This is a genomic window from Streptomyces nymphaeiformis (genome assembly GCF_014203895.1).
GTDB classification, from domain to species: Bacteria; Actinomycetota; Actinomycetes; order Streptomycetales; family Streptomycetaceae; genus Streptomyces; species Streptomyces nymphaeiformis.
In genome coordinates this window covers 53,768-80,157 of the sequence record NZ_JACHJY010000015.1, presented here as the reverse complement: position 1 = coordinate 80,157, position 26,390 = coordinate 53,768, and the positions used below count along the sequence as shown (strand labels likewise).

Genomic DNA, 26,390 nt, shown 5'->3' with positions numbered 1-26,390 from the left:
CGCGGCAACAGCCGAGGTACGGACGGGACCTGGGGCTCCGTCGGGCGCGACCGGCACCGCCCCCGGAAGCCGACGCACGATCATATGCACGTGAATTTGCACAGCCTGAAGGCGTGAACTCTGCGTTCCAGGAGCACGTGCCAAAGGCGTGTGACCAAGAACGGACCGCTAATTTCCGTTTCTACTCGCTCTCTCGGCGGGTGATCAGTAGCCTCACCTCGAACACCGGCCGCGAACACATGGCCGCATCCCCCATGGCGACTTGTTGGAGACATCGATGGAGCGTCCCGCCTGGGCTCCGCCCGGTATCGACATTTCGGTACCGAGCGTGTCCCGTATGTACGACTTCTATCTGGGCGGCTCGCACAATTTCGAAGTGGACCGGGAAGCGGCGCGCAAGGCCATGGAGTTCATGCCTGGCCTGCCCAAGGTCATGCAGGCGAACCGCGCCTTCATGCGGCGCGCCGTCCGCCACGCCGTCGACAACGACGTCATCCAGTTCCTCGACATCGGCTCCGGCATACCGACCTTCGGCAACGTGCACGAGGTCGCCCGCGCCGCCGACCCCGCCGCCCGGGTCGTCTACGTCGACCACGACCCCGTCGCCGTGGCCCACAGTCGCGCCGTTCTGGAGGGCGACGACAGCGCGGCCGTCGTCTCCGCCGACCTGTGCAAGCCGGCCGACATCCTCTACAGCCCCGAGGTGACCCGGCTCCTCGACCTGGACCGGCCGGTGGCCCTGCTGCTCGTCGCCGTCCTGCACTTCCTGGAGGACCAGGACCGGCCGTACGAGGCCGTCGCCGAGCTGATCGACGCCCTCGCGCCCGGCAGCCTCGTCGTCCTCACCCACGCCTCGTACGAGGGCATCCCGCTCCCCGAGGAGCAGGCCGGCGGCACCGTCGGCGTCTACCGCAACATCCGCAACCCGCTGGTGATGCGGTCGAGCGCCGAGATCACCCGCTTCTTCGAGGGCACCGAACTGGTCGAGCCCGGACTCGTCCCCATGCCGCTCTGGCGGCCGGACAATCCGGCCGAGGAGGAGGATCCGTACGCCTTCTCCGGGTTCGCAGGGGTGGGGCGCAAGGCGTGAAGGTCCCGTCGCAGCCGTCCGGCGCCGTCGCCGAAGCCGACGGCCCGGAGGACAGACTCAGGCGGTTCGTCACCATCTGGAGCCGGGCGATCTTCCCCGTCACCGCCACCTCGCTGACCCGCACCGAGTTCGAGGGGCACCTGCTGCCGCTGGCCCGCACCCTGTGCGACGCCCTGCACGCCCGGCCCTTCGACACGGCACCGGCCCAGCGCACCGGCGCGGCCCTCGTCGACGCCCACTGCACCGACCCGGACGCACTCGGCCGCAGCCTCGGCGTCGTCGACTCGTACCTGGTGCTCTACTGCGGTACGGAGTCGGACCTCGGCGCCGAGGAACTGCGCGCCCGCTGCGCCCGGCTCCAGCACGCCATGGCCACCGGCTACGCGCAGGCCCTGCGCGAGCGGACCCTCACGGAGCAGGAGGCCATCGCCCGCTCCGCGCTCGCCGCCCGCAGCGCCGCCGAGATCGCCCTGCACGCCACCGAAAGCCGCTTCCGCGCGGTCTTCGACGGGGCGGCGATCGGCATCGGCATCGCCGACCTCGACGGCAACGTCCTGGAGGTCAACGAGACCCTCACCCGCATGTTCGGCGGGATGGAGGGCCCGCTCCGCAGCCGCAACGTCAGCGAGTGGGTGCACCCGGAGGACGGCCCGCACGTCTGGAAGCTGTACGAGGAGCTGGTCCGCGGCGAGCGCGAGCACTACCGCGTCGAGAAGCCGTACTACCGGGGCGACGGAACGGTTCTCTGGACCAACCTCACCGTCTCGCTCCTCCGCGACGCCGACGGCCGCCCCCAGTACCAGCTGGCCCTCATGGAGGACACCACCGAACGGCGCCTGCTCCACCTGCGCCTGCGGTACGAGGCCACCCACGACGCGCTCACCGGACTGCCCAACCGGACCCTGTTCTTCGAACGCCTGGAGAAGGCGCTCGCCCCCGGCGACAACGCCCGCTTCGGCCTCTGCTACCTCGACCTCGACGGCTTCAAGGTCATCAACGACAGCCTCGGCCACTCCACCGGCGACCGGCTGCTCGTCGAGGTCGCCGACCGGCTGCAGACCTGCGTCACCGGGGCCGGCGAGATGGTCGCCCGGCTCGGCGGCGACGAGTTCGTCGCCCTCACCACCGGCGTCGGCGGCCAGCGGGAGGTCACCGACCTCGCCGACCGCATCCTCGCCGCCCTCGCCACCCCCCTGCGCATCGACGGCCGCGAACTCACCGTGCGCGGCAGCCTCGGCGTCGTCGAGGGCCCGGCGGGGGAACGCACCCCGGCGGAGGTGCTCCGCAGCGCCGACATCACCATGTACCGGGCCAAGTCGGCGGGCGGCAACCGCTTCGAACTCGCCGACCCGGAGGCCGACGCCCGCGCCATCACCCGGCACGGGCTCACCACGGCGCTGCCGACCGCGCTGGAGCGCGGCGAGTTCTTCATCGAGTACCAGCCGCTGGTCCACCTCGACGACGGCAGCGTGCACGGCGCGGAGGCCCTCGTCCGCTGGTGCCACCCGCAGCACGGGGTGCTCGGCCCCGACCGCTTCATCCCGCTCGCCGAGGACACCGGCCTCATCGTGCCGCTCGGCCGCTGGGTCCTCCAGGAGGCCGTGCGCCAGGCCCGGTTCTGGCAGACCCGGCACTCCGACGGCGGCCCGCTCCGGATCAACGTCAACCTCTCGCCGACGCAGCTCCACCACCCGCGCCTGGTCGCCGACACCGTCGACGTCCTGGAGCGCTCAGGGCTCGAACCGGGCGCACTGTGCCTGGAGGTCACCGAGTCGGCCCTCATCGGCGCCGACGAGGACCTCCTGAAGCCGCTGCGGCAGCTCGCCGAGATGGGCGTCGACATCGCCCTCGACGACTTCGGCACGGGCTACTCGAACCTGGCGAACCTGCGGCGGCTGCCGGTGAGCGTCCTGAAGCTCGACCGGTCCTTCACCCGGGGCATGCAGCAGCACCCCGTGGACCCGGTCGACCTCAAGATCGTCGAGGGGATCGTCTCGCTGGCGCACAGCCTGGAGCTCGCGGTCACGGTCGAGGGCGTGGAGACGGGGGCGCAGGCCCGTCAGCTCCGTGACCTCGGCTGCGACACGGCCCAGGGCTGGTACTACGCCCGCCCGGGGGCGCCGGACCGGATCCATTCGCTGCTCCTGGCGGACGCGGTCTGACGCCAGGGGGCCGCGCCCGCTGCCGTGTGGGCAATCGTCCCGCTGGGCGAGGGGGGGGTCCCCCTCGCCCCGGCGGAACGCATGCCCACAACGGCGGGGCGCAGGCCCACAACAGGGCGCGGAAGCGCCGACCACAACGGGGCGGGCACAGCCCCGTAGCCGGCTCAGGTGCGGCGTAGCAGCAGGTTCTGGAGTTCGCGGGCCGCTCTCGGCGGGGCCACGTCGCTGCGGTGTGCCAGGGCGATCGTGCGGCGCAGGCCCGGACGGGCGAGCGCCGTCACCCGCAGGTCCCGCCCCGCCCGCGCCGCCACCATCGCCGGCACGACCGCGAGCCCAAGACCGGCCCGTACGAAACCGAGGACCGCGTCCAGCTCCCCGCCCTCGACGGTGAACGTGGGCTCGAAGCCCTCTGCCCGGCAGGCCGCCACGGTCAGTTCCCGCAGGTCGTAGCCGTGCCGGAACATGACCAGGGGCTGATCCCGCAGGTCCGCGATCCGCACGGGCCGCCGCGGTGCCGGCTCCGAGGCGGCGGAGACGACCACCAGGTCCTCCCGGAGCAGTTCGACCGTCGTCAGGGCGGGGGAGGGGGAGGGGAGGGGGAGCACCACCAGCGCCAGGTCGAGCGCGCCGCGCGCCAGCTCCCGTACGAGATCGTGCGAGCCGCCCTCCTCGATGAGGAGCTCGATCCCCGGATGCAGGTCGTGGAAGGCCCGCAGCACGTCGGGGAGGAGCCCCGTGCACAGGCTCGGCGTCGCGCCGAGCCGCACCCGGCCCCGCTTGAGCTGGGCCAGCTCCTGCACCTCCAGGCGGGCCGTCTCCGTGTCGGCGAGGATCCGGCGGGCGAGCGGCAGCAGGGCGTCGCCCGCGTCGGTGAGGGTGATGTTCCCCCGGGCGCGGCTGAACAGCTCCGCGCCCAACTCCTGTTCCAGCGCCTTGATCTGCTGGGAGAGCGAGGGCTGCGAGACGTGGACCCGCTCGGCGGCCCGGGTGAAGTGCCGGGTCTCGGCCACGGCGACGAAGTAGAGGAGCTGCTGGAACTGCATGCTCCCAGCGTAGGGGATATGAATAGGTGCAGCCTATTGAGATCAGCCAGACCATGTCTTGGACCTCTCGGACCCTTCGGCCCTAGCGTCGAGAACATGGCTCTGGCACCCACGAGGGAGCGGACGGCCTCCCGCCCGCCGTCCCCCACACCGACACCGTCCCGCGGCTTCTGGTCGTCGACGATCGGCAAGAAGACGGTCATGGCCGTCAGCGGGCTGATCATGCTCGGCTATCTCGTCGCCCACGTCGCCGGCAACCTGAAGGTCTTCTTCGGCCCCGAGGAGTTCAACGCCTACGGCCACTGGCTGCGCGTCATGGGCGCCCCGGTCCTGCACCACCACTGGGCCCTCTGGATCGTCCGGATCGTGCTCCTCGCCGTCGTCGTCGCCCACGCCGTCTCCGCGTACCAGCTCAGCCGGCGCGACCTGAAGGCCCGCCCCACCGCGTACGTCCACCGCCGCAAGCGCGCCTCGTACGCCACCCGCACCATGCGCTGGGGCGGGATCATCCTCGGCCTCTTCATCGTCTGGCACCTCCTCGACCTGACCACCGGCACCCTCCACCCCGGCGGCTTCGAGGAGGGCAAGCCCTACCAGAACGTCGTCGACACCTTCTCCACCTGGTACGGCAACGTCGTCTACATCGTCGCGATGCTCGCCCTCGGCCTCCACGTCCGCCACGGCTTCTGGAGCGCCGCCCAGACCCTGGGCGTCGGCAACGCCCGCCGCGAGCGCCTCCTCAAGCTGCTCGCGAACACCCTCGCGCTCGTCCTGACCGCGGGCTTCGTCTCCGTCCCCGTCGCCGTCATGACCGGAGTGGTGAGCTGACATGAGTTACCTCGATTACGTCACCGGCGAGCCCGTCGCCGACGACAAGGCGCCCGCGGGGCCCGTCGCCGAACGCTGGGACACCCGCCGCTTCCAGGCCAAGCTGGTCAACCCCGCCAACCGCCGCAAGCACCGGATCATCGTCGTCGGCACCGGCCTCGCCGGCGGCTCCGCCGGCGCCACCCTCGCCGAACAGGGCTACCAGGTCGTCCAGTTCTGCTTCCAGGACTCCCCGCGCCGCGCCCACTCCATCGCCGCCCAGGGCGGCATCAACGCCGCCAAGAACTACCGCAACGACGGCGACTCCATCCACCGCCTCTTCTACGACACCGTCAAGGGCGGCGACTTCAGGGCCCGCGAGTCCAACGTCCACCGCCTCGCCCAGATCTCCGTCGAGATCATCGACCAGTGCGTCGCCCAGGGCGTCCCCTTCGCCCGCGAGTACGGCGGCCTCCTCGACACCCGCTCCTTCGGCGGCGTCCAGGTCTCCCGCACCTTCTACGCCCGCGGCCAGACCGGCCAGCAGCTCCTCCTCGGCGCCTATCAGGCGCTGTCCCGGCAGATCGCCGCCGGCAACGTCGAGATGCACGCCCGTACGGAGATGCTCGACCTGATCGTCGTCGACGGACGGGCCCGCGGCATCGTCGCCCGCGACCTGATCACGGGCGAGATCTCCACCCACTACGCCGACGCCGTCGTCCTCGCCAGCGGCGGCTACGGCAACGTCTTCTACCTGTCGACGAACGCCATGAACTCCAACGCCACCGCCGTCTGGCGCGCACACCGGCGCGGGGCGTACTTCGCCAACCCCTGCTTCACCCAGATCCACCCCACCTGCATCCCGCGCACCGGCGACCACCAGTCCAAGCTGACCCTGATGAGCGAGTCGCTGCGCAACGACGGCCGCATCTGGGTCCCGAAGGCGCAGGGCGACACCCGTCCCGCCGCCGACATCCCCGAGGACGAGCGCGACTACTACCTGGAGCGCATCTACCCCTCCTTCGGCAACCTCGTCCCCCGCGACATCGCCTCCCGCGCCGCGAAGAACGTCTGCGACGAGGGGCGGGGCGTCGGCCCCGGCGGCCAGGGCGTCTACCTGGACTTCGCCGACGCGATCCGGCGGATGGGCCGCAAGGCCGTCGAGGAGAAGTACGGCAACCTCTTCGACATGTACGAGCGGATCACCGCGGAGAACCCGTACGAGGTCCCCATGCGGATCTACCCCGCCGTCCACTACACGATGGGCGGACTCTGGGTCGACTACGACCTCCAGACCACGATCCCCGGCCTCTTCGCCATCGGCGAGGCCAACTTCTCCGACCACGGGGCCAACCGGCTCGGCGCCTCCGCCCTCATGCAGGGCCTCGCCGACGGCTACTTCGTGCTGCCGGCCACCATCAACGACTACCTGGCCCGCCACCCGCACGGCGAGCCCGTCACCGACGACCACCCCGCCGTACAGGACGTCCTCGCCGAGACCGAGGACCGCCTCCACCTCCTCCTCTCCGTCGACGGCGACCGCACCCCCGACTCCTTCCACCGCGAACTCGGCGAACTCATGTGGGAGTACTGCGGCATGGCCCGCACCGAGGAGGGCCTCACCAAGGCCCTGCGCCGCATCCCCGAGATCCGCGAGGAGTTCTGGCGCCGCATCAAGGTCCCCGGCACCGGACAGGAGTTCAACCAGTCCCTGGAGAAGGCCAACCGGATCGTCGACTACCTGGAACTCGCCGAGCTCATGTGCCTCGACGCGCTCCACCGCGCCGAGTCCTGCGGCGGTCACTTCCGCGAGGAGTCCCAGACCCCGGACGGCGAAGCCGCCCGCCGCGACGAGGAGTTCGCGTACGCCGCGGCCTGGGAATTCCGGGGGTCCGGGGGTCGTCCCCCGGGAGTGCACGGCACCCCCGACGGTGCCGCCCCCGTCCTCCACAAGGAGGACCTCACCTTCGAGTACGTCCACCCCACCCAGCGGAGCTACGCATGAGGCTCAACCTGCGCGTCTGGCGCCAGAAGAACGGCGGCAGCGAGGGCGCCATGGCCACCTACGCGGTCGACGGCATCTCGCCCGACATGTCCTTCCTCGAAATGCTCGACACCCTCAACGAGGACCTCATCCTGCGCGGCGAGGACCCCGTGGCCTTCGACCACGACTGCCGCGAGGGCATCTGCGGCGCGTGCAGCCTCGTCATCAACGGCGACGCGCACGGGCCGGAACGCACCACGACCTGCCAGCTCCACATGCGCTCCTTCCGCGACGGCGATACCATCGACGTCGAACCCTGGCGGGCGTCCGCCTTCCCCGTCGTCAAGGACCTCGTCGTCGACCGCTCCGCCTTCGACCGCGTCATCCAGGCCGGCGGCTACATCACGGCCACGACGGGCTCGGCCCCCGAGGCCCACGCCACACCGGTCCCGAAGGCCGACGCGGACTCCGCCTTCGAGCACGCGGAGTGCATCGGCTGCGGCGCGTGCGTGGCGGCCTGCCCGAACGGCTCGGCGATGCTCTTCACCTCCGCCAAGATCAACCACCTGAACGTCCTGCCCCAGGGCTCCCCGGAACGCGAGACCCGCGTCCTCGACATGGTGGCCCAGATGGACGCGGAGGGTTTCGGCGGCTGCACCCTGACGGGCGAATGCGCCACGGCCTGCCCGAAGGGCATTCCGCTGCCGTCGATCGCGGCGATGAACCGGGAGTGGCTGCGGGCGCGGAGGAAGGTGAAGGGGTAGGCGTCAGACGGGCGTGGCGTAGGGGTCGACGGAGGCCCAGCCCGTCATGGTCTGGGCGTACAGGATTCCGCCGGCCACGATCACCCCTGGGTTCAGGCTGCCCGCCTGGGAGGCCGGCGAGGGCAGATCGAACCGGTTCACCACCAGGTGGCGGGTGAGATCGACCACGACGCCGGACTGACCGCAGACCACATAGGCCCGGCGACCGGTCACGACCGGTGGCAGGGCCACCGCGTCACAGGCGAAGCCCAACGGCACTTGCCAGGGGACACCGCCTTCCCGTTGTACGTCGAACTCGGCGAAGGCATCGTCCGCCCGCGGGGTTGCGATCACCCCGAACGTGCCTCGCGCGGAGGCCGTCAACGAGGCGATGCCGGGTCTCTCCAGATCCGTGTAGGCGGCCCCGGCCCTGGCCCATTGCATGTGGTACCCCTCGCCAGGGGAGGCACGGCAGACAAGGAGCCCGAAGCCGTCTCCGGCGTCCGACGGCACGACCGCAAGGCTCCAGGGGGCGCAGGGCCGGGAGAGCCTCGTCGTCCCGACGGTCTTGCCATCGGTCGCGCGGAGGCTCAGGACCAACCCGGCGTCCACCTCCCCGTCCTCCACGGAGAGCACATGCACCCCGCTGCCCGAGACGCGGACACGAGGGTAGGCGATCCCGTGGGAGACTCCGGGCCGCCGCCAGCGCGGCTTGCCGGTGGCGGGGTCCAAGCAGACCACCGTGCCGTCCTGCCCCGTGCCGTAGATGCTCCGGCCGTCGGTGGTGAGTTGACCGATGGCGTCCTTGTCTGTCGGGCCCCAAAGGGCGCGGCCGTCGGAGAGCGCGAAGGCGCGCACCCCGCTGACGGATGAGACGGCGACCGTCACACCGGCCACGGCGGGAACGCTGTCGTACTGGATGTCCGCCTGCTTCGACCAGAGCGTCCTCCCCGTGGCGGCGTCGATGCGGGAGACACGCCCGCGCCCCGGCGTGTCTCCCGGGGCCACGCACACCAGGGACGCGGCGGCGAAGACGCACGCCCCCGCACCGGCGGCAGCAGTCCACGGTCGCCAGCCCTTGGGACGACGGCTGGGCGAGTCGGCGTACACGTGCAGGCCGCCGGGATCCCCGCCGTACACAGGGGTGTAGGGGTTCCCGGACGCCAGCGTGGCTGCGTCCGGCGGCGTCGGACGCCCCTTGGCCTGACTCGACGGCGTGGTCGAGGAGGACGGCCCGGCTGAGACCACCTCTGCGGTCCCACGCGGCTGCCCCTCGGGCCAGAGGAGGTACACACCTGTTCCCGCGATCAACGCCACCGCCGTAGCCAAAGCCACCAGCCGGGGCTTTCGGCGGGCGTGGCGGCGCGAGACCTCCGTCGGCACGGGGGACGCTCCCGTGACGCCAGGTCCCCGGGGTGCACCCCACTCCTCCTCCGGCGCCGCCCGGAACGCCGACAGCAGATCCTCCGGACCCGGCCGTTCCCCCGGTTCCTTCGTCAGGCACCACTGGACGATCTCCCGTACGGTCCCGGAGAGTTCCGCGATCTCCGGGGGTTCGTGGACCACGTTGTACGCCGTCATGTACGGGCTGCCCGCGTCGAAAGGACCCCGGCCCGTCGTCGCGTAGACGAGGACCGCGCCGAGAGAGAAGACGTCCGACGCCGGGGTGACCCGGTGCGGGGTCGAGAGCTGCTCCGGGGACATGTACGGGGGCGTGCCGAGGATCCGGCCGGTGACGGTCAGCGTCTGGTGGTCGGGCGCGCGGGAGATGCCGAAGTCGATGACCCGGGGGCCGTCCTCGGTGAGCAGGACGTTGTCGGGCTTCAGGTCGCGGTGGACCACCCGCACCTGGTGCAGTTCGCGGAGCGCCTCGACGAGTCCCACCGCGAGGACCCGCAACTCGGCCCCGGACAGCGGGCCTTCCGACTCGACCCGGTCCCGGAGGGTGCGCCCGGGGACGTACGCCGTCGCCATCCACGGCCGCGCGGCATCCGGGTCCGCGTCGACGACGGGCGCGGTGAAGGCGCCGCTGACCCGGCGGGCCGCCCGTACCTCCTGGCGGAAGCGCGTGCGGAACTCGGCGTCCGCGGCGAACTGTTCGTGCACGATCTTCAGCGCCACCGGCCGCCCCGACTCGGCCCGGGCCAGGAAGACGGTGCCCATGCCGCCCGAGCCGAGCCGGTCCAGGAGCGCGTAACCACCGATCTCGCGTGGGTCGTTGTCCCGCAGTGCCACGTTGTCCCCGTCCCCCCGGCTGGTGTGCGGGAGAGCGTACCGGGTCAGCCGCTCAGCGCCCTCGCGAGGTACGGGGCCGTCCGGCTCCCGGGGACCGCGGCGACCTCCGCCGGCGGGCCCGCCGCGACGATCCGGCCGCCCTGGTCTCCGCCGCCGGGCCCGAGGTCGAGGACCCAGTCGGCGGTGGCGACGACGTCCATGTCGTGCTCGACGACGATCACCGAGTGCCCGGCGTCCACGAGGCCGTGGAGCTGGCGCATGAGGACCTCGACGTCCGCCGGGTGCAGACCGGTCGTCGGCTCGTCGAGGACGTACGTGGTGGGGGAGCGGTGCGGCCGCTGGAGCTCGGAGGCGAGCTTGATGCGCTGCGCCTCGCCGCCCGACAGCTCGGTGGCCGGCTGTCCGAGCCGCAGATAGCCGAGGCCCACGTCGAGGAGGGTGCGCAGGCTTCGCGCGGCGGCGGGGGTGTCCTCGAAGAAGGCGGCGGCCGACTCGACGGTCAGGTCGAGGACCTCGGCGATGGTGAGGCCGCGCAGCCGCACCTGGAGGGTCTCGGGGTTGTAGCGGGCGCCGTGGCAGTCGGGGCAGGGGGCGTACGTGCTGGGCAGGAAGAGGAGTTCGACGGAGACGAAGCCCTCGCCCTGGCAGGTCTCGCAGCGGCCGCCGGGCACGTTGAAGGAGAAGCGTCCCGCCTTGTACCCGCGCGCCCTGGCCTCCTCGGTCTCCGTGAACAGCTTGCGCACGACGTCGAAGAGGCCCGTGTACGTGGCGAGGTTGGAGCGCGGGGTACGGCCGATCGGGCGCTGGTCCACCGTCACCAGACGGCCCACGCCCGCCACTTCCCCGGTCAGCGCGTCGACGAGGGTGGACTTCCCGGAGCCCGAGACGCCCGTGACCGCGGTGAGGACACCGACGGGGAAGGCCGCGTCCACCGCCCGCAGGTTGTGCCGGGTGACCGGCCCCGGCCGCAGCCAGCCCGCCGGCTCCCGTACCGTCCGGTCGGGCGCGGGCCCCCGGTCGAAGAGGAACCGCCGGGTCGCGGAGGCCTCGACATCGGCGAGACCGTCCGGCGGGCCGCTGTGCAGGACCCGCCCGCCGTGCACGCCGGCGCGCGGGCCGACGTCCACGAGCCAGTCGGCGTGCCGGACGACGTCGAGGTGGTGCTCGACGACGAAGACCGAGTTCCCGGCCGCCTTCAGCCGGTCGAGGACCACGAGCAGGGCCTCGGTGTCGGCCGGGTGCAGCCCGGCGGAGGGCTCGTCGAGGACGTACACCACGCCGAAGAGGCCGGAGCGCAGCTGCGTGGCGAGCCGCAGCCGCTGGAGCTCGCCGTTGGACAGGGTGGGGGTCGCGCGGTCCAGGCTCAGGTAGCCGAGGCCGAGTTCGGTGACCGTGCCGATCCGGGCGACGAGGTCCTCGGTGAGGACGCGTGCCGTCTCCGAGGCGTCCCTCTCCGTCGCCGCGGCCGTCGAGAGGAGACCGGACAGGGCGGTGAGCGGCAGCGCGGCGAGCTCGGCGACGTTCCGCCCGGCGAAGGTGACGGCGAGCGCCTCGGGCCGCAGCCGGCCGCCGCCGCACGCCGGGCAGGGCGCGCTGGTGAGGAAGCGCTCCGCCTTCGTCCGCAGGGTCGGGCTCTTCGAGTCGGAGTAGGTGCGCATGACGTAGCGGCGGGCGCTCATGTACGTGCCCTGGTAGGGGCGTTGGATGCGCTCCGCCTCCCGCACCGGATGGACGGTGACGACCGGCTGCTCGTCCGTGAAGAGGATCCACTCCCGGTCCTTCGCGTCGAGCTCCCGCCACGGCCGGTCGACGTCGTGGCCGAGGGTGTCGAGCACGTCCCGCAGGTTCTTCCCCTGCCAGGCGCCCGGCCAGGCGGCGATCGCCCCCTGACGGATCGACAGGCTCGGGTCGGGCACGAGGAGTTCCTCGCTGGTGTCGTGGACCAGGCCGAGTCCGTGGCACGAAGGGCACGCGCCCGCCGCCGTGTTGGGGGAGAAGGCGTCGGAGTCGAGCCGCTCCGCACCCTCCGGGTAGCGGCCCGCCCGGGAGAACAGCATCCGCAGCGAGTTCGAGAGCGTGGTCACCGTACCGACGGAGGACCGGGCGTTCGGCGTGGAGCGGCGCTGCTCCAGGGAGACCGCCGGCGGCAGCCCGGTGATCTCGCCGACCGCGGGCGCCCCCACCTGGTGGATCAGCCGCCGCGCGTACGGGGCGACCGACTCGAAGTAGCGGCGCTGGGCCTCGGCGTAGATCGTCCCGAAGGCCAGCGACGACTTGCCGGAGCCGGAGACCCCGGTGAACACGACGAGCGCGTCGCGCGGGATGTCGACGTCGACACCGACGAGGTTGTGCTCGCGGGCACCTCGGACACGGACGTACGGATCGTGGGGGGCGTCTTGCATGGGGCGACTTTATCGAATGGTCCGCGTTTGCCCTGGTCGCGCCCCTACGACCGCGCCCCGAGCCCTCAGACGCCCCGCGGCGTCAGGCCGACCGCCCGGGCGAGGCGCCGGTACGAGTCGCTCAGTGCCGTCCGGTCGTAGGTGCTCGTGGTGACCAGGACCTCCTGCGCCCCCGTCTCCTTCACCGCCCGCTCCAGCCCCTCGGCCACCTGCTCCTCCGTGCCGTGCAGGTGCCCGTCAAGACCCGACTCGTAGAAGCCGCGCTGCTTCTCCGTCATCGACGTCATCGCCAGCTCCTCGATCCGCTCGGGCGCGGCGAGCGGCGGGAAGACCCCGCGCGTGCGCGAGTAGGCGAGCGACCAGGCCTCCGGCATCAGCAGCCGCCGCGCCTCCGCCTCGGTGGCGGCCACCGCGACCGTCCCCGCGACGACCACGTACGGCTCGGCCGCCCACGGGGACGGGCGGAAGGCGGTGCGGTACGTGTCGACGGCCGCGAGGAGCCGGTCGCGGCGGCGCAGGTCGCCGATGACCAGGGGGAGTCCGGCCGCCGCGGCGATCCCGGCGCCCTCCCCGGTCGCGAGGACGAAGGGCGGCACCCGCAGCCCCTCGGCGGGCCGGGCGTGCACCTGCGGATGGGCCGTCTGCTCGCCGGTGAACCAGCCGAGGAGCTCGGCGAGCTGCTCCGCGAACCGGTCGGCGTCCTCTTTAGCCCGGCCGAGGGCCCGGCGGATGCCGTCCGTGAAGCCCACCGAGCGGCCGACCCCCATGTCGATCCGGCCGGGGAAGAGGGCCTCGAGCACACCGAACTGCTCGGCCACGACGAGCGGCCGGTGGTTCGGGAGCATCACCCCTCCCGTACCGACCCGGACGGCGGAGGTCGCGGCGGCGACGGCGGCCGCGAGCACCGTGGGCGCCGATCCGGCCACCCCGGGCACGCCGTGGTGCTCCGACACCCAGAAGCGGTGGTAGCCGAGGGCCTCCGCCTCCTGGGCGAGGCGCACGGTGTCGCGCAGCGCCTGAGGGGCGTCCTCGCCCTCCCGGGTGCGGGAGCGGTCGAGGACGGAGAAGCGGATGCCGTCGAGGAAGGTGCTCACAGAGGCTTCAACGCGCGGGACGGACAGGGATTCCCGGACAGGGATTCCCAGTGAGGTGTTCCCGGGGTGGGTTCCGAGGGCTCCTCCTACGCTGGGCCCGTGATATCTGACAACAGGCCCCTGGCCGTCTTCGACCTGGACAACACGCTCGCCGCCACCGCGCACCGCCAGCACTTCCTGGAGCGCAGGCCCAAGGACTGGGAGGGCTTCTTCGCGGCGGCACCCGACGATCCGCCGCTGGAGGAGGGCGTCGCGCTGTGCCGCGAGGCGGCCGGGGAGTGCGAGGTGGTCTACCTCACCGGGCGGCCCGAGCGCTGCCGCCGGTCGACCCTGGAGTGGCTGGCCGCGTACGGGCTCCCCGAGGGTGACGTCCACATGCGGCGCAACAGGGACTTCCGGCCGGCCCGGGTGACCAAGGTGGAGATCCTGCGCCGCCTCGCCGCCGACCGCACGGTCAGGATGCTGGTCGACGACGACACGGCGGTGTGCGACGCGGCGGAGGAAGCGGGCTTCCGTGTCGTACGGGCCCGCTGGGCGGAGCCCTCCGAGGCGCTGAGGGAGGCTCAGGAGAAGGAGGGCCGCACCTGACGCGTACCGGCGTCGGTCAGGTCTCGTCCTCCAGGCGGAAGCCGACCTTCAGACCGACCTGGTAGTGCTCGATCGAGCCGTCGACGAGGTGGCCGCGCACCTGTGTGACCTCGAACCAGTCGAGGCCCCTCAGGGTCTGCGACGCGCGCTGGATGCCGTTGCGGATGGCCTCGTCGAGGCCCTCGGTGGAGGTGCCGACGATCTCGGTGACGCGGTAGGTGTGATTCGACATGGGGGCCGAACTCCTCTCGGTGCGGTCCCTCCACGGTGCCCCAGGGCGCGTCGGCGCGCGACACGACGGGGGCCGTGCGACTCATGAGTAACTACCGTGGGTAACGGAAGGGGTCGTCCATCCGGGCACGGAACGGGATCGTCAAGGACTTGACCATCCCGTTGGTCCAGACCAGAATCCAGGCCACATACCCGCGCGAACACCCCGTTCGGTCCCCCCATGCCGGGTCAGCCCCCCATGCACGACCCTGTGCTGAACCTGAGCAGAAGGTGACCCACGTGAAGAACCGCTCACTCGCCTGCCCCCTGGCCGCCGCCACCGCGCTCGCCCTCGCGGGCTGCGGGATGCTGCCGGGCGGCGACGGCGGGACGAAGACCGTGAACGTCTGGCTCATGCGGGACAGCGTCAGCGAGGACTTCCTCACGCGCTTCACCGAGGCGTACGAGCAGGAGCACGCCGGGGTCGAGCTGAAGTTCACCATCCAGGACTGGACCGGCATCGGGAAGAAGGTCACCGAGGCCATCCAGGGCTCCGGAGGCCCCGACGTCATCGAGGTCGGCAACACCCAGGTCGCCCAGTACGCCGACACCGAGAAGCTCTTCGACCTCACCCTGGAGTCGGTCCGCGACCTCGGCAGCCAGGACTGGCTGCCCGGTCTCGCCGAGCCCGGCAGCATCGCCGGAGCCCAGTACGGCATCCCCTGGTACGCGGCCAACCGCATCGTCATCTACAACAAGGACCTGTTCGACGACGCCGGCATCGACAAGCCGCCGGCCACCCAGGCCGAGTGGCTCGACGACACCGAGAAGCTCGACAAGAACGGCTCCCAGGGCATCTACCTCGCCGGACAGGACTGGTACACCCTCGCCGGCTTCATCTGGGACGAGGGCGGCGAACTCGCCGTCGACAAGGGCGGCCAGTGGACCGGCGCGCTCGACAGCCCGGCCGCCCAGCGCGGCATGACCTTCTACAAGAAGCTCCAGGCCCTCGGCTCCGGCCCGAAGAACGCCGACGAGCAGACCCCGCCCCAGGCCGACGTCTTCGCCAAGGGCGACGTCGCCCAGCTCATCGCCACGCCCAGCGCCGTCGCCGCCATCCTCAAGGCCAACCCCGACCTCGAGGACAAGCTGGGCTACTTCCCGATACCCGGCAAGAAGGCCGGCCGGCCCTGCGCCGTCTTCACCGGCGGCTCCGACCTCATCATCCCCGAGAACGCCCCCCAGCGCGGCGCCGCCCTCGACGTCGTCAAGGCGCTCGCCGGCGAGAAGTGGCAGTCCGAACTCGCCCGCGCCATGGGCTACGTGCCCAACAAGAAGAGCCTCGCCACCGTCGTCGCCGGCCAGGAGGCCACCGCCGTCATGGCGAAGGGCGCCGCACGCGGCCGGGCCACCCCCAACTCCCCGCAGTGGGCCGACGTCGAGGCCGACAACCCCATCAAGCCGTACATGACGGCGGTCCTCCAGGGAGAGGACCCCGTGAAGGCGGCCAAGGAGGCCTCGACCGCGATCACGGACACCCTCGCCGAATAGCATTCAGCGTTCGCACACCCGCGAGCCCCCGGACGGTCATGTCGAATCCAGCCGGTGACGGAAGAAACAAGGAGCCGGGCCACCGCTCACGCGGCCCGGTCCCGCCCCTTTCCCTTCCGTCCGCCGGAGGAGCCCGCCATGACCGCACCGACGCACGCGCTCGCCGTCCCCGTCCCCGCGCCCGTGTCCGTCCCCGCACAGCCCCAGGCCCCGGCGGAGCAGCCCGCGCCCCGGTACGTCGTCGGCCTCGCCCGGGACCAGGAGGACGTCCGGGCCGCCCAGCGGCTGCGCCACCAGGTCTTCGCCGGCGAGATGGGCGCCCTGCTCGACGGCCCCGAGCCCGGCCTCGACGGCGACGCCTTCGACGCGTACTGCGACCACCTCCTGGTGCGCGAGGAGGGCACCGGCGAGGTCGTCGGCACCTACCGGATCCTGCCGCCCGACCGGGCCGCCGTCGCCGGACGCCTCTACTCCGAGACCGAGTTCGACCTCACCCGCCTCGCGCCCGTCCGGCACGACCTGGTGGAGGTCGGCCGCTCCTGCGTCCACCCCGCCCACCGCAACGGCGCCGTGATCGCCCTCATCTGGGCCGGCCTCGCCCGCTACATGACCCGCACCGGCCACAACTGGCTCGCCGGCTGCTGCTCCATCCCGCTCGCCGACGGCGGCACCCTCGCCGCCGCCACCTGGGACACCGTCAAGGCCAAGCACCTCGCCCCCGAGGAGTACTGGGTCACCCCGCACAAGCTGTGGAGCCCCGACGGCATCGCCCGCCCCGAGGGCCGCACCGAGCTCCCGCCGCTGCTCCGCGGCTACCTGCGGCTCGGCGCCTGGGTCTGCGGCGCGCCCGCGCACGACCCCGACTTCGGCACCGCCGACCTCTACGTCCTGCTCTCGATGCGCCGCACCAACCCGCGCTACCTCAACCACTTCCTCTCGCTCGTCCCGGCGCGGTGAACGGGTCCACGGCCCTCTCGCCGTGGCTCCCCACGGCGCCCTGCACCCCCGGCCGCTGCACGGCCCACCCCGAGACCGGGCCCGGGCGGCCGGACGAGCGGGCCGGCACGGTCCTCGCCGTGGCCCGGCTGACCGCCGGGATCGGCACCGTCCTCCTCGGCGTCCTGCTCGCCCCGGCCGCGGGGCTGCTCCCCGCGGCCGGGCGCCTCGCCCTCGTCCGGAGCTGGGTGCGGGCCGTGGTCCGCGCCTTCGGCGTGCGCGTACGGTACGAGGGGACGGCCGACGGGCTCACCGGCCCGCTCCTCGTCGTCGCCAACCACGTCTCCTGGCTGGACGTCCCGCTCCTCGCGGCCGTGCTGCCCGGCCGGATGGTGGCCAAGACCGAGGTCCGCCACTGGCCCGTCCTGGGCCCGCTCGCCGCGCTCGGCGGCACCCTCTTCATCGACCGCGACCGGCTCAGGGCCCTGCCCGGCACCGTCCGGGAGATGTCCGCGGTGCTCGCCGGCGGCGGCCGGGTGGTCGTCTTCCCCGAGGGGTCCACCTGGTGCGGGCGGGCCCGGGGGCGCTTCCGCCCGGCCGCGTTCCAGGCGGCGCTCGACAGCGGAAGCGCCGTGCTGCCGGTACGGATCGACTACCGGCCCACCGGGGCCGCCGCGTACGTCGGGGACGATCCGCTGGGCGCGTCCTTGTGGCGGGTCGTCACCGCGCGGCGGATGGTGGCCAATATTCGAATAATGGATCCGATATCCAGTATTCGGTATCCGGACCGCCGAGCCCTGGCGGCCGCGGCTCAGCGGACCGTCGCTCAGTCAGCCGCCGCCCGCCCGGCCGCCGCTCAGCCGACCGTCCCTCAGCCGACCGTCGCCAGGGACAGCGCGAACCTGCCCTCGCCGTCCGTCCACCAGCGGGACAGCTCCAGGTCCGCCGCCGCCAGCTCCTTCCGTACGCCCGCCTGACGGAACTTCGCGGACACCTCCGTCCGCATCTCCTCGCCCGCCGCGAACGGCACCACGAGATCCAGCTCCGGGATCTTCACGGTCAGCGCGCGGCGGGCGCGCAGCCGCATCTCGATCCACTCCCGCTCGGCGTCCCACACCGCCACGTGGTCGAAGGCGGCCGGATCGGCGTCCGCCCCCAGCTCCCGGTCGATCACCGACAGCACGTTCTTGTTGAACGCGGCCGTCACCCCGGCCGCGTCGTCGTAGGCGGCCACGAGCGTCGCCTCGTCCTTCACCAGGTCCGTGCCGAGCAGCAGCGCGTCGCCCGGCGCGAGCATGGCACGGACCGAACGCAGGAAGGTGCGCCGCTCGGCGGGGAGCAGATTGCCGATCGTGCCGCCGAGGAAGGCCACCAGACGCGGCCCCGGCGTCCCCGGCAGCGCGAGCCCCCGCGTGAAGTCGGCGACGAGCGCGTGCACGTGCAGCTCCGGCCGGTCCGCGAGCAGCGACTCCGCCGCCCCGACCAGCGCGGACTCGGACACGTCCACGGGCACGTACGCGTCCAGACCCGGTAGCAGCGCGTCGATCAGGAACCGCGTCTTCTCGGAGGAACCGGAACCCAGCTCCACCAGGGTCCGGGCCCCGGTCGCGGCGGCGATCTCCGGCGCCCGCGTGACCAGGATCTCCCGCTCCGCGCGCGTGGGGTAGTACTCGGGCAGCCGGGTGATCTCCTCGAACAGCTCACTGCCCCGGGCGTCGTAGAACCACTTGGGCGGCAGCTCCTTGGGGGAGCGGGTCAGACCGTGCAGGACGTCGGCACGGAGATCGGCGCCGGCGGCGTCCGCGGCGAGGGTGCGGGTCAGCTGGAACGGGCTCACGCGGACGGCTCCTTGAGCGGGGTGAGGGTGACATCGGCGCGGTCGGCGGTGACGAGCGTGTACTCGGGCACCTCCCGCCAGCGCGGATCGTCGTCGTACGGTTCGGAGGCCAGGGCCACCCGGCCGGGGCCCGACAGGTACCAGAGGCTGTTCCGCCAGGCGGTCGCGGCGATCCGCTCGCCGTCGGTGAGCAGCAGGTTCAGCCGGGAGCCGGGGGCCGCGGCCGCGACCTCCCGGACCGTGTCGGCGAGCGCCGCCCCCGGCGCGTCCCCGGCCCGCAGCCGGTGCAGCACGAGCGCCCAGAGCAGCGCCGAGTCGGTGCGCGCCTCCAGACGCAGCAGCTCCCCGGCCGACAGCCCCCCGGCGAGCGCCGAGACGGAGTCCGGCCACCCCCCGACCGCGCCGTTGTGGCTGAACAGCCAGGGTCCGGCGGTGAACGGCGCCGCCGCGGCCTCCCCGTCGGCGCCGGGGAGCGTGGCCCCCCGCACCGCCCCGAGGAAGGCCCCGGAGCGCACCACCCGGGCGAGGTCCGCGAAGGACAGGTCGCCCCAGATCGGGCCGGCCCGCCGGTACCGCGCCGGCACCGGATCCCCCTCGGCGTACCAGCCCACGCCGAACCCGTCGGCGTTCACCACGCCGCTGTCCTGCGTACGGGGCTCCCAGGACTGGCGCAGCAGGGCGTGCGGCGGCCGGACGAGCAGCTCGCCGAGCGCCACCGGACCGCCCACGTACGCGAGATGACGGCACATCAGTCGAGCTCCGCGCTGCGCGCCGTCCGGAAGCCGGAGAAGATCTGGCGCCGCACCGGCAGGTCCCAGTTGCGGAAGGTGCCCCGGCAGGCGACCGGGTCCACCGCGAACGAACCGCCGCGCAGCACCTTGTGCTCGGGACCGAAGAACACCTCCGAGTACTCCTTGTACGGGAAGGCCGTGAACCCCGGGTACGGCAGGAAGTCGCTGGCCGTCCACTCCCACACGTCACCGATCAGCTGCCGTACGCCGAGCGGCGAGGCACCCGCCGGATAGCTGCCGGCCGCCGCGGGCCGCAGGTGCCGCTGTCCGAGGTTCGCGTGCTCCGGACCCGGGTCCGCGTCGCCCCACGGGTAGCGCCGGGAGCGCCCGGAGACCGGGTCGTGGCGGGCCGCCTTCTCCCACTCCGCCTCGGTCGGCAGCCGGCGCCCCGCCCAGCGCGCGTAGGCGTCCGCCTCGTACCAGCTGACGTGCAGGACCGGCTCCTCCTCGGGCACCGGCTCCGTCACCCCGAACCGGCGGCGCAGCCACTGTCCGCCGTCACGGCGCCAGAACAGCGGAGCCCCGATGTCGTGCTCCCGGATCTGCGCCCAGCCCTCGGGCCGCCACCAGCGGCGGTCCGTGTAGCCGCCGTCGGCGATGAAGGCGAGGTAGGCGCCGTTCGTGACGGGCGTGGTGTCGATGTGGAAGGCGGGGACGACACGCTGATGTGCGGGCCGCTCGTTGTCCAGGGACCACGGCTCGTCCGAGGTGCCCATGGTGAACGGGCCGCCGGGGACGAGGACTTCGGGAGGCAGCGGACCCGACCTCAGGACCGGAGGCGGGGGAGCGGTCAGGGCGGCGGGCCCCTTCCGCAGCTGATGGGTGATCAACATCGTCTCGTCGTGCTGCTGTTCGTGCTGGGCGATCATGCCGAACGCGAAGCCCGCGTCGAGCAGCGGCCGCCCCTCCAGCGGGGTGCTCGCCAGGATGTCGAGCACCCGGGTCCTTACGTCGGCGGCATAGGCCCGCGCCTCGCCCGGCGCGAGCAGCGGAAGCGACGGACGGGTGGCGCGCGGATGCTGGAAGGCGTCGTACAGCGAGTCGATCTCGGGACGCAGCGCCTCACGGCCGGCGACGGCCCGCCAGAGCCACTGCTCCTCCTGGTTCCCGATGTGCGCCAGGTCCCAGACGAGCGGCGACATCAACGGCGAGTGCTGAGCGGTGAGTTCGGACTCCTCCACACAGGAGGTGAGGAGCGCGGTGCGCTCCCGTGCGGTGGTGAGGGCGTCGAGGGCCCGCCGCCGCAGGGCCTCGGGGCCGGTCCCGGTCTCGGTCGCGGTCATGACGTCACCACCTGGGGGTTGTCGGCCGGGCAGCTCCCGGGGATCACGTACCGCTCGTGGAAGGCGGCGACCATCCGCCGCACCTCCTCGCTCGCCCCGATCCGGGGCAGCGCGTCGAGCGCGGCGAAGAACACCACCTGGGCGGCGGCGTGCAGCTCCGGATCGGCGAGCCCGTCACGGGCCGCCGCCCGCCACAGCGGATTGCGCGGGGCCGGACCGGGACCCGCCTGCTCCGCGAGCGGCTTCACCGCCCGGTACACGGTCTCCGCCGCCTCCGGGTCGTCGAACACGGCCGTCGTCACCGCCACCGGCACCATCCAGCCGTCCCGGCCCGGCTGCGCGTCCACCATCCGCAGCTCCAGATGCCCGCGCGGCCGCACCGGCGGGAACAGGGTCGTCATGTGATAGCGCAGGTCGTCGGCATCGGCCGGACGGGGGAGGCCGGTCCGCAGCCACTCCCGGAACGTCAGCCCCTCCGGCACCGCCCACGGCCCCTCCTCGGCCCGTACGCACATCACCGGGGTGTCCAGGACGTGCGCCGCCCACTCCGCGCGCGGCTCGCCGTCCGACGACGGCGCGAGCGCCCGCCGCGGGTCGAGATCCGTCCACAGCGCCTGTCGCGTGGACCGCCAGCCGGTCCGGCGCCCGCCGTGCACGGGCGAGTTGGCGAAGGCGGCCACGAGCACCGCGCCGAGCAGATGGGCCAGCTGCCAGCGCCGGTGGTAACCGAGCGGGCCCGGTTCCTCCAGGCCGGCGTCGAGGCAGATCTGCACCGAGGCCGAGTCGCACATCATCGCCCGCCCGGCAGGACCGGTCCGGTCGAGCGCGATCTCCATCGCGTCGTACCGCGGCTCGTGCAGGACCCGGCCGCGCGGCGCGTGCCAGGGGTCCACCCCGTACCCGCTGAGGGTCAGACCGAGCGGCCCGAGCGCCGCCCGCACCGCGGTCAGGTCGGCGGCGAGGGAGTCCAGGCACTCCATGAGGGAACCGGCCGGGCGCGAGCTGAGCTCCAGCTGCCCGCCGGGTTCGAACGTGAGCGCCGACACCAGCGGCAGGGCCCGCACGGTGTCCAGCGCGGCCGCGAGCCTCTGCGGCCGTACGGGGAGCCGGGGATCGCGCAGCTCGTGCACGAGCCACTCCAGCTCCACCCCCACCGTGCGGGGCGGGCCGGTCTTGAAGCAGATACATCGCAGCAGGTCCTCCGCCTCCCCCTCGGTGAGAGGGGGCCCGCCACGCGGTATGCCGCTGGGCGACATCCGTGCACCTCCTGGTCCTCGGGTCCCCGCGGGGACCCGTCCGATGAGCCGCTGCTTCCACCTAAAGCCACCGCCGACCGGCGTGCAAGAGCGCCCCACCCGCCCCGCACGCGCCCCCTGCGCCCCGGCTCGTCCGAATCTCCCCCCAGCCCCGGAAAACCCTTTGTCCCCGACGGAACGAAACGATCATCCTGAGGAACATGAGTGCACGACTGCGCGCCCTCGCGCGACAGACCGAGGAGATCGTCGCGGCGGGCCACTACCGGGCCCCCGACGGCCGAACGGTCTCCCTCACCGAGAACCTGACCGCCGCCCTGTCCGGAACCCGCCTCCACGGCCCCGAGCCGGTCCCGGTCACGCCGGACACGGACCGCACACCCACCCTCACGGTCACCCCCGAGAGCAGCCTGGCGGCTGCCCGCCGCATGACGGGCGCCGACCCCACCCGCCCGGTCGCCGTCCTGAACTTCGCCTCGGCCCGCAACCCCGGCGGCGGCTACCTCAACGGCGCCCAGGCACAGGAAGAGGCGCTCTGCCGCTCCTCCGCCCTCCACACCACCCTGCTGCGCGCCCCCGACTACTACGCCGAGCACCGGGCCCGGCGGGACGCCCTCTACACCGACCGGGTCATCCACTCGCCCGGGGTCCCGGTCTTCCGCGACGACCGGGGCGCGCTGCTCGCCGAGCCCTTCACGGTCGGTTTCCTCACGTCGCCCGCGCCCAACGCGGGCGCCGTCCGCCGCAACACCCCCGAGCTCGCCGACCGCCTGCCCGCCGCCCTCGCCTCCCGCGCCGAGCGCGTCCTGGAGACGGCGGCCGCGGCCGGATACCGACGGCTCGTCCTCGGCGCCTGGGGCTGCGGGGTCTTCCAGAACGACCCGGCGGAGGTCGCGGGCACCTTCAAGGCCCTCCTCACCGGCGACGGCCGCTTCGCCGGCCACTTCGAGGAGGTCGTCTTCGCCGTCCTCGACCGCTCCTCCGGCACGCCGACGCTCGCGGCCTTCCGGCGGGTGCTCGGCGCGAGCGGCTGACCGGACGGCCGGCCGGCGCGCTCAGGACCAGCCGTACCGCTCCACGAGCCGCCCCACGACCCGGTCGAACCGCGGTCGGTCCAGAGCGCAGGCCTCGCGTCGCATTCCCGACTCGGAGACCCGCAGGACCCGGTCCAGGTCCACCCAGGACTCGCGCCGCTCGCTGTCCCAGGACCCCGTACCGATGGCCACCCACTCCCGGTCGTGGTCGTGGCGCTTGCTGGACAGCTGGACGGCCAGCAGGGTGCCGGACTCCTCCCGTGCCACCACGAGCACCGGCCGGTCCTTGCCCCTGCCGTCGTTCTCCTCGAAGGGCACCCACGTCCAGACGATCTCCCCGGGGTCGGGGGCACCGTCGCAGTCCGGCGCGTAGGAGGTGCGGACGGGCCCGATGAGGTGCGGATCGGCCTCGGTCGTGGAGTGCGGATACGTCGTCATGGGGGTCACCGTAGGGCCTGCGGGGACCGCTCCCGCGCGCTCCCCCTCTGACGTGCGGCTCTCCGGCCCCCGTGCCAGGCTGAGGGCATACGGACCACCGTCCGACACCCGTCACGGGAGGCACGATCGTGGGCAAGAAACAGACCCGGACCAACCGGGGAGCCCGTACCGGCGGCCATGAGCACCGCGCCGACGCGGCCGCGAAGGAGAAGAGCGCACCGACCCCCACGAGAGAGACGTCGATGCCCCTCGTCGAGCACGCGTCCCACCGCAAGGAACGCAAGTTCGGCCACAACTGAGGCCGAGCGGATCGTACGGAAGGGGCCCGGTGCCGATGCGCGGCAGCGGGCCCCTTCGTCCTTTCGTGTGCGGTTACCGCCCGTCGCCCACCGGGATCTCCACACTCTCCTCCGAGCGCTGCGCGGGCGGCACCGACAGCGCCGCCCCGCCCAGCTTCTCCTGCGCCGCCGGGTTCATCGTGGCGAGGAGCTGCCGGGCCAGGCCCAGACCGGTCCCGCCCATGGTCAGCGCCTTGGCGAAGACGTCCGCCATGCCGTCGGCGCCGTTGAGCAGCACCATCTGGTCGACGTTCCCGAAGGCGGAGGCGCCCGCGGAGACGATCTCCGGCCACTTCTCGGCCAGCTGCTGCGCGACCACGGCCTCCTGGTTCTCCGCGAGCGCCGCCGCCCGTGCCTTGATCGCCTCGGCCTCCGCCAGGCCCTTCGCGCGCGTGGCCTCGGCGACCGCGAGACCCTTGGCGTGCTGCGCCGCCGCCTCCGCCTCACCGGTGAGCCGGGTCGCCGTCGCCTTCGCGGCGCTCGCCAGCTCGGTCTCCTTCGCCTCGGCCTCGGCGGCCGAGATCCGGGCGTCACGCTCGGCCTCGGCCAGCGTCCGGGTCTCGTACGCCATCGCGTCGGCCGGCTTGCGGACCTCCGCCTGGAGCTGCTGCTCCTTGCGGAGGCCCTCCAGCTCGGCGACCCGGGTCTCCTGGACGACGACCTCCTGGCGCGAGGCGGCGTCGGCGAGCGGGCCTGCCTGCCGGGCCCGGGCGGAGGCCTGGTCCCGCTCGGCCTGGTAGCCCGCCTGGAGGATCTCGCTGTCGCGGGTCGCCTCCGACATGCGCGCCGCGGCCTGCTGCTCGGCCTCGGTCGCCCGCCGGTTCGCCTCCGCCTGCGCGATCCGCGCGTCCCGCTGGACGGCGGCCGCGTGCGGGGCGGCCAGGTTCTTGATGTACCCGGTGGGGTCCTCGATCTCGTGGATCTGCAGCGAGTCGACGATCAGACCGAGCTTCTCCATCTCCGTGCCACAGGCCGAACGCGCCTGCCCGGTCAGCTTCTCCCGGTCACGGATCATGTCCTCCACGGTCAACCCGCCGACGATGGCGCGGAGATGACCGGCGAAGACGATGTGCACCCGCTCGCTCATCAGCTTCTGCTGGTCGAGGAAGCGGCGGGCGGCGTTGGCGATCGACACGAAGTCGTCACCGACCTTGAAGATCACCACACCGCGGACCTTGAGCGGAATGCCCTGGTGGGTGACGCACTCGACGGACAACTGCGTCTCGTTGAGGTCCAGTGACAGCTTCCGCACCGCCTGGACGCCGGGGAGCACGAGGGTGCCGCGGCCGGTGACGATGCGGAACCCCATGCCGTCGCCGAGGCCCTCGTTCTTGTGGTTGGAACCGGAGATGATCAGCGCCTCGTTGGGTTCCGCGACGCGCCACATCAGTTTGAACACACCGATCAGAACGGCGAGCGCGCCGACGACGACGCCCGCCAGAATGCCGATGCTCATGGACAAGGTCCCCCTTCACCGGAGCCGTGCGGATCCGGTGAAGGGAGTGTGCGCCCGGGGCGGGCGCACACTCAACGGTTCGGTCAACTGTCGTACGCGGCTGTGACATAGACGGTGCGCGGAGGGAGATGTTCCATGACCATCACGACCGTGCCGACCTCGATCCGCTCCTTCGGCGAGGCGGGATGCGCGAGGAAGTGCTCGGCGCCGCCGCGGATCCGGACGATCACCTCGCCGACGAGGCCGGGGCCGACGGTGCCGGTCACGCGGCCGAGCAGTCCCACCATCGAGCTGTCCATCGACGTGTCGTCCATGGCTGAACGGTACGTCAGATCCAGCCGTCCAGGGCGGTCATGAACCCGTCGAAGTCGTCCCGGTGGACGGTGTGCCCGGCGCCCTTCACCGTACGGAGCTCGAATCCGCGGTCCGCCAGCATCCGGGCGTGCTCCGGCCGGACGAGGGTGGAGGGATCGGCGAGGGTGACGAGGGAGGGCACCACGGGCCGGGCCGGCCACAGGTCGGCGCCCACGAACGGGGTGAGGCCGTGGGCGCTGCGCTCGTCCCAGTCCCGTACCGACGCCATCTCGACGTCGACGTCCTCGTCCGACCAGTGCGGGTTGAACCCCCTGATCTGCTCCCGGGTCATCGACTTGCCCCGGACGAACAGGTCGGCGCGGTAGCCGCAGGGACCGGCCGCCAGGTGCCAGGCCGGGTCGGAGTACACCGCCCGGGCCGGTGCCAGACGCTCCACCGCCCCGGCGAGGACGAGCCCGCCGAGCGAGTGCCCGACGGCCAGGTCCGCGCCGGTGGGGAGGGAGGCGACGAGGTCGTCGGCGTGGTCCTGGGGCCGGTACGCCTCGGGGCCCGCGGCCCGGTCGCTCGCCCCGTGTCCCCGCAGGTCCACGGCGATCACCCGGTAGCCGCGCTCCGCGAGCGCGGGTCCGACCCGGCGCCAGGTGCGGTGGTCGGCCATGATGCCGTGGACGAGCAGGGCCGTCCGGTCACCGGATCCCCAGGTGGTCGTGTGCAGGCGCACGGTGCCGCCTCTCCTGCGGTGTTCGGCGTGCGCCGACGGGGGTCGACGCGCGCTGCGGATGGTGCGCGGCGGAACGCCG

24 protein-coding genes are annotated in these 26,390 nt (G+C 72.9%); 11 read left to right on the top strand and 13 right to left on the bottom strand.

The genetic code is table 11. The annotated features are described in order from the left end of the window. Positions 1-277: 277 nt before the first annotated feature. Both GGE06_RS38645 and GGE06_RS38640 read left to right on the top strand, forming a co-directional pair. Complete coding sequence (locus GGE06_RS38645; protein WP_116157628.1) at positions 278-1,090, top strand: SAM-dependent methyltransferase; 813 nt, start codon at positions 278-280, stop codon at positions 1,088-1,090. Further along, positions 1,087-3,252: a putative bifunctional diguanylate cyclase/phosphodiesterase gene (locus tag GGE06_RS38640; protein WP_116157627.1), complete on the top strand. Its 2,166-nt coding sequence runs from the start codon at positions 1,087-1,089 to the stop codon at positions 3,250-3,252. The genes GGE06_RS38645 and GGE06_RS38640 overlap by 4 nt, the downstream gene beginning before the upstream one ends. A 164-nt stretch (positions 3,253-3,416) precedes the next feature. Here GGE06_RS38640 and GGE06_RS38635 read toward each other — a convergent pair whose 3' ends face one another. Beyond that, complete coding sequence (locus GGE06_RS38635) at positions 3,417-4,295, bottom strand: LysR family transcriptional regulator (protein WP_116157626.1); 879 nt, start codon at positions 4,293-4,295, stop codon at positions 3,417-3,419. Positions 4,296-4,391: 96 nt separating this feature from the next. Between GGE06_RS38635 and GGE06_RS38630 the strand changes: the two genes are divergently transcribed. From GGE06_RS38630 to GGE06_RS38620, 3 genes are read left to right on the top strand one after another with little or no spacing between them, the layout of a single operon-like run. Further along, positions 4,392-5,123 (top strand): succinate dehydrogenase, encoded by a 732-nt coding sequence (locus GGE06_RS38630; protein WP_184933012.1) that lies wholly within the window; start codon positions 4,392-4,394, stop codon positions 5,121-5,123. A 1-nt stretch (position 5,124) separates the two neighbouring features. After that, positions 5,125-7,107, top strand: coding sequence for a fumarate reductase/succinate dehydrogenase flavoprotein subunit (locus tag GGE06_RS38625; protein ID WP_184933011.1), 1,983 nt, complete (start codon positions 5,125-5,127; stop codon positions 7,105-7,107). Then, positions 7,104-7,850: a succinate dehydrogenase/fumarate reductase iron-sulfur subunit gene (locus tag GGE06_RS38620; RefSeq protein WP_116157623.1), complete on the top strand. Its 747-nt coding sequence runs from the start codon at positions 7,104-7,106 to the stop codon at positions 7,848-7,850. Before GGE06_RS38625 ends, GGE06_RS38620 begins: the two co-directional genes overlap by 4 nt. 3 nt (positions 7,851-7,853) lie before the next feature. Here GGE06_RS38620 and GGE06_RS38615 read toward each other — a convergent pair whose 3' ends face one another. The 3 genes from GGE06_RS38615 to GGE06_RS38605 form a co-directional block, all read right to left on the bottom strand. Next, a complete protein-coding gene (locus tag GGE06_RS38615; RefSeq protein WP_181924428.1) occupies positions 7,854-10,064 on the bottom strand; it encodes a serine/threonine-protein kinase in 2,211 nt (736 codons plus the stop codon). A 44-nt stretch (positions 10,065-10,108) separates the two neighbouring features. After that, positions 10,109-12,466, bottom strand: coding sequence for an ATP-binding cassette domain-containing protein (locus tag GGE06_RS38610; protein WP_116157622.1), 2,358 nt, complete (start codon positions 12,464-12,466; stop codon positions 10,109-10,111). Between the two features lie 65 nt (positions 12,467-12,531). Then, positions 12,532-13,560: an MsnO8 family LLM class oxidoreductase gene (locus GGE06_RS38605; RefSeq protein WP_116157621.1), complete on the bottom strand. Its 1,029-nt coding sequence runs from the start codon at positions 13,558-13,560 to the stop codon at positions 12,532-12,534. A gap of 99 nt (positions 13,561-13,659) precedes the next feature. Between GGE06_RS38605 and GGE06_RS38600 the strand changes: the two genes are divergently transcribed. Next, positions 13,660-14,148, top strand: a complete 489-nt coding sequence (locus GGE06_RS38600; RefSeq protein ID WP_116165190.1) for a phosphatase domain-containing protein — start codon at positions 13,660-13,662, stop codon at positions 14,146-14,148. Between the two features lie 16 nt (positions 14,149-14,164). Here GGE06_RS38600 and GGE06_RS38595 read toward each other — a convergent pair whose 3' ends face one another. Then, entirely contained in the window at positions 14,165-14,380 is a 216-nt protein-coding gene (locus GGE06_RS38595) for a dodecin (protein ID WP_116157620.1), read from the bottom strand. A gap of 278 nt (positions 14,381-14,658) precedes the next feature. Between GGE06_RS38595 and GGE06_RS38590 the strand changes: the two genes are divergently transcribed. The 3 genes from GGE06_RS38590 (at position 14,659) to GGE06_RS38580 (ending at position 17,822) form a co-directional block, all read left to right on the top strand. Beyond that, positions 14,659-15,909: an extracellular solute-binding protein gene (locus GGE06_RS38590; RefSeq protein WP_116157619.1), complete on the top strand. Its 1,251-nt coding sequence runs from the start codon at positions 14,659-14,661 to the stop codon at positions 15,907-15,909. Between the two features lie 138 nt (positions 15,910-16,047). Further along, entirely contained in the window at positions 16,048-16,866 is an 819-nt protein-coding gene (locus GGE06_RS38585) for a GNAT family N-acetyltransferase (protein WP_181924427.1), read from the top strand. Then, positions 16,863-17,822, top strand: a complete 960-nt coding sequence (locus tag GGE06_RS38580) for a lysophospholipid acyltransferase family protein (protein WP_116157618.1) — start codon at positions 16,863-16,865, stop codon at positions 17,820-17,822. The genes GGE06_RS38585 and GGE06_RS38580 overlap by 4 nt, the downstream gene beginning before the upstream one ends. On the opposite strand, the gene egtD is transcribed toward GGE06_RS38580, so the two are convergent. Genes egtD through egtA form a run of 4 tightly spaced genes read right to left on the bottom strand, consistent with a single transcriptional unit; the run spans position 17,717 to position 22,012 of the window. After that, positions 17,717-18,682: an L-histidine N(alpha)-methyltransferase gene (gene egtD, locus GGE06_RS38575; RefSeq protein WP_184933010.1), complete on the bottom strand. Its 966-nt coding sequence runs from the start codon at positions 18,680-18,682 to the stop codon at positions 17,717-17,719. The two genes, GGE06_RS38580 and egtD, sit on opposite strands and share 106 nt — an antisense overlap. Then, positions 18,679-19,431: an ergothioneine biosynthesis protein EgtC gene (gene egtC, locus GGE06_RS38570; protein ID WP_184933009.1), complete on the bottom strand. Its 753-nt coding sequence runs from the start codon at positions 19,429-19,431 to the stop codon at positions 18,679-18,681. The genes egtD and egtC overlap by 4 nt, the downstream gene beginning before the upstream one ends. After that, on the bottom strand, positions 19,431-20,756 hold the full coding sequence (gene egtB / locus GGE06_RS38565; RefSeq protein ID WP_116157615.1) for an ergothioneine biosynthesis protein EgtB: 1,326 nt from the start codon (positions 20,754-20,756) through the stop codon (positions 19,431-19,433). Before egtB ends, egtC begins: the two co-directional genes overlap by 1 nt. Further along, entirely contained in the window at positions 20,753-22,012 is a 1,260-nt protein-coding gene (gene egtA / locus GGE06_RS38560; protein ID WP_184933008.1) for an ergothioneine biosynthesis glutamate--cysteine ligase EgtA, read from the bottom strand. The genes egtB and egtA overlap by 4 nt, the downstream gene beginning before the upstream one ends. Before the next feature lie 200 nt (positions 22,013-22,212). On the opposite strand from egtA, the gene GGE06_RS38555 reads away from it, so the two are divergent. After that, complete coding sequence (locus tag GGE06_RS38555) at positions 22,213-23,043, top strand: TIGR02452 family protein (protein ID WP_184933007.1); 831 nt, start codon at positions 22,213-22,215, stop codon at positions 23,041-23,043. Between the two features lie 21 nt (positions 23,044-23,064). Here GGE06_RS38555 and GGE06_RS38550 read toward each other — a convergent pair whose 3' ends face one another. Then, complete coding sequence (locus GGE06_RS38550) at positions 23,065-23,481, bottom strand: type II toxin-antitoxin system PemK/MazF family toxin (protein ID WP_116157612.1); 417 nt, start codon at positions 23,479-23,481, stop codon at positions 23,065-23,067. Positions 23,482-23,609: 128 nt separating this feature from the next. Between GGE06_RS38550 and GGE06_RS38545 the strand changes: the two genes are divergently transcribed. After that, entirely contained in the window at positions 23,610-23,780 is a 171-nt protein-coding gene (locus GGE06_RS38545; protein WP_181924426.1) for a hypothetical protein, read from the top strand. A gap of 73 nt (positions 23,781-23,853) precedes the next feature. Here GGE06_RS38545 and GGE06_RS38540 read toward each other — a convergent pair whose 3' ends face one another. From GGE06_RS38540 to GGE06_RS38530, 3 genes are all read right to left on the bottom strand, one after another. Then, positions 23,854-25,275 carry a flotillin family protein gene (locus GGE06_RS38540; protein ID WP_116157611.1) on the bottom strand — a complete coding sequence of 474 codons (1,422 nt, stop codon included), beginning with the start codon at positions 25,273-25,275 and terminating at the stop codon, positions 23,854-23,856. A gap of 83 nt (positions 25,276-25,358) precedes the next feature. Then, complete coding sequence (locus GGE06_RS38535; RefSeq protein ID WP_403537084.1) at positions 25,359-25,562, bottom strand: NfeD C-terminal domain-containing protein; 204 nt, start codon at positions 25,560-25,562, stop codon at positions 25,359-25,361. A gap of 41 nt (positions 25,563-25,603) precedes the next feature. Then, positions 25,604-26,311: an alpha/beta fold hydrolase gene (locus GGE06_RS38530; protein WP_184933006.1), complete on the bottom strand. Its 708-nt coding sequence runs from the start codon at positions 26,309-26,311 to the stop codon at positions 25,604-25,606. Positions 26,312-26,390 lie beyond the last annotated feature (79 nt).

Excerpts from the sequence above, each read along its gene's own strand:
- GGE06_RS38645 (WP_116157628.1), top strand. The coding sequence starts at position 278 with ATGGAGCGTCCCGCCTGGGCTCCGCCCGGTATCGACATTTCGGTACCG.
- GGE06_RS38635 (WP_116157626.1), bottom strand. The coding sequence starts at position 4,295 with ATGCAGTTCCAGCAGCTCCTCTACTTCGTCGCCGTGGCCGAGACCCGG.
- GGE06_RS38630 (WP_184933012.1), top strand. The coding sequence starts at position 4,392 with ATGGCTCTGGCACCCACGAGGGAGCGGACGGCCTCCCGCCCGCCGTCC.
- GGE06_RS38625 (WP_184933011.1), top strand. The coding sequence starts at position 5,125 with ATGAGTTACCTCGATTACGTCACCGGCGAGCCCGTCGCCGACGACAAG.
- GGE06_RS38620 (WP_116157623.1), top strand. The coding sequence starts at position 7,104 with ATGAGGCTCAACCTGCGCGTCTGGCGCCAGAAGAACGGCGGCAGCGAG.
- GGE06_RS38610 (WP_116157622.1), bottom strand. The coding sequence starts at position 12,466 with ATGCAAGACGCCCCCCACGATCCGTACGTCCGTGTCCGAGGTGCCCGC.
- GGE06_RS38595 (WP_116157620.1), bottom strand. The coding sequence starts at position 14,380 with ATGTCGAATCACACCTACCGCGTCACCGAGATCGTCGGCACCTCCACC.
- GGE06_RS38585 (WP_181924427.1), top strand. The coding sequence starts at position 16,048 with ATGACCGCACCGACGCACGCGCTCGCCGTCCCCGTCCCCGCGCCCGTG.
- egtC (WP_184933009.1), bottom strand. The coding sequence starts at position 19,431 with ATGTGCCGTCATCTCGCGTACGTGGGCGGTCCGGTGGCGCTCGGCGAG.
- egtB (WP_116157615.1), bottom strand. The coding sequence starts at position 20,756 with ATGACCGCGACCGAGACCGGGACCGGCCCCGAGGCCCTGCGGCGGCGG.
- egtA (WP_184933008.1), bottom strand. The coding sequence starts at position 22,012 with ATGTCGCCCAGCGGCATACCGCGTGGCGGGCCCCCTCTCACCGAGGGG.
- GGE06_RS38555 (WP_184933007.1), top strand. The coding sequence starts at position 22,213 with ATGAGTGCACGACTGCGCGCCCTCGCGCGACAGACCGAGGAGATCGTC.
- GGE06_RS38550 (WP_116157612.1), bottom strand. The coding sequence starts at position 23,481 with ATGACGACGTATCCGCACTCCACGACCGAGGCCGATCCGCACCTCATC.
- GGE06_RS38540 (WP_116157611.1), bottom strand. The coding sequence starts at position 25,275 with ATGAGCATCGGCATTCTGGCGGGCGTCGTCGTCGGCGCGCTCGCCGTT.
- GGE06_RS38535 (WP_403537084.1), bottom strand. The coding sequence starts at position 25,562 with ATGGTGGGACTGCTCGGCCGCGTGACCGGCACCGTCGGCCCCGGCCTC.